The organism is Methanobrevibacter sp. (genome assembly GCF_045644645.1).
GTDB lineage: Archaea > Methanobacteriota > Methanobacteria > Methanobacteriales > Methanobacteriaceae > Methanocatella.
Genome location: NZ_JAZRHE010000090.1, coordinates 1 through 1,769, shown reverse-complemented (window position 1 = coordinate 1,769; position 1,769 = coordinate 1). Strand labels below are relative to the sequence as shown.

Below are 1,769 nucleotides of genomic sequence, written 5' to 3'. Positions count from 1 at the left end.
AGTGATGTTGTAAAGGAAGTCAATGAACCTAGTTATATTGACAAACAAACTAAATTAATGTAGTTGTTTTTTCATCTATTGTTTAAGACAACCTATTGGAATTACTTTAACACCATCTGGACGAGTATATGCAACTTCTCCTCCAGTTAAAACAGCTAAAAAACTTGGGTTGTTTAGATCATCATTTTTTTCTATTAATTTGTTGATTTTCAATAAGTTTTTTGCACCTTCATCAATTTTTTCACTACCTAATTTACATTCAATTAATGCATATCTATTATCATTCAAATGCACAACACAATCAATTTCAATATCCGATTTGTCATGATAGTAATAGATATTTCCATCTAATGGACTTGTATAAATGCTTAAATCCCTAATGCAGAGATTTTCAAATAAAAATCCGAACAAAAATAAATCATCAGCACATGATTCGGGACTCATTTTTAATGAAGCAATTGCGATTGAAGGGTCTATAAATATCTTTTTGTTTCTTGATCTCATTGAAGTTTTTGATTTGATGTCTGGTGACCATCCTCTTATTTCTTCTATAACGAATAAGTCTTTCAATGCTTTGATATAAGAGTAATATGTGCCATTGCTCATTTTTTCATTTACATTAACATCTGCCATTATTGTTTTATCATTAACGAGTGTTGAATTATTTCTTGCAAGGGATTTTAAGAGGCTTCTCACTTTATCTGGATTTCTTTTTACTCCATCAATTGCGGAAATATCGGTATTGCAAATATTTTGAACATATGATTTTGCAACAAATAATTGTGCTTCTTTATCTTTTTTCACAACAGATTCTGGCCATCCTCCTCTGCATGCAGCAAATATTAACTCATCAATTGTCAAATCTGAAGTTATTCCATTAATATCTAAATTAGGATTGTCGAATAATTCCATTAAGGATATTTTGCCATTTGATTCCAGGCTTTCATATAGGCTCATTGGTCTCATTAGGACTCTGTGTATTCTTCCAGTGCCTGAATGCATTATTTTTGATTCATCAACAACGGTTGAGCCGGTTAGAATGTATAATCCTTCGCCTCCTATTTCATCAACACTATTTCGGACCGCATCCCATAGGATAGGTGCCATCTGCCATTCATCTATTAATTTTGGTTTATCTCCCTCCAATAATCTGTCTGGATCAAATTCAGCCCATATTTTATATGTTTCCTTTCGTTTAGGATCTTGTAATTTTATCATGCTTTGAGCATGTCTTTCTGCAGTTGTTGTTTTACCGCACCATTTTGGTCCAACTATTAATACTGCACCAATCATTCTTAGATATCTTTCTAAATCATCATCCATGTAACGTTTTAAGTATTTTCTTTCCATTTCAATCAACTTATTATTTTTATAATTGGAGACTTTTGGAGTTTTTTATTATATACTTTTGGAGTTTTTTATTATATACTTTTTGATATTTTCATTATAGACTTTTGGAGTTTTTCATTGGAGACTTTTGTAAATATAATTAATCGCCAATAGTTGCCATCTTAATGTTTACTTTAGTATTTCATTGATATGTTGTTAGTGTGAGGGCATTTGGTAAGTAATATTTGTACGTTAATTATAAAACAATATTACAAAAAAGTAGTAGATAATTTAAAGTGTGTTGCGCCAACAGTAACATGAAGCTGGTGAAAAAGAACCAGAAGTTGCATAATCCGGATCCACTGTTGCTGGTCGGGATGTTAAAGGGGTGATGTTGTAAAGGAAGTCAATGAGCCAAGATATATTGATTCTCAAACCAG

Annotated in this window: 1 protein-coding gene; it reads right to left on the bottom strand. The window is 31.4% G+C overall.

Going from position 1 to position 1,769, the window contains the following annotated elements; all coding sequences use genetic code 11:
* Window positions 1–75 precede the first annotated feature (75 nt).
* A complete protein-coding gene (locus ACKI4K_RS05285; RefSeq protein WP_407422990.1) occupies window positions 76–1,350 on the bottom strand; it encodes an ATP-binding protein in 1,275 nt (424 codons plus the stop codon).
* Between the last annotated feature and the right edge of the window lie 419 nt (window positions 1,351–1,769).

Excerpts from the sequence above, each read along its gene's own strand:
- ACKI4K_RS05285 (WP_407422990.1), bottom strand. The coding sequence starts at position 1,350 with ATGGAAAGAAAATACTTAAAACGTTACATGGATGATGATTTAGAAAGA.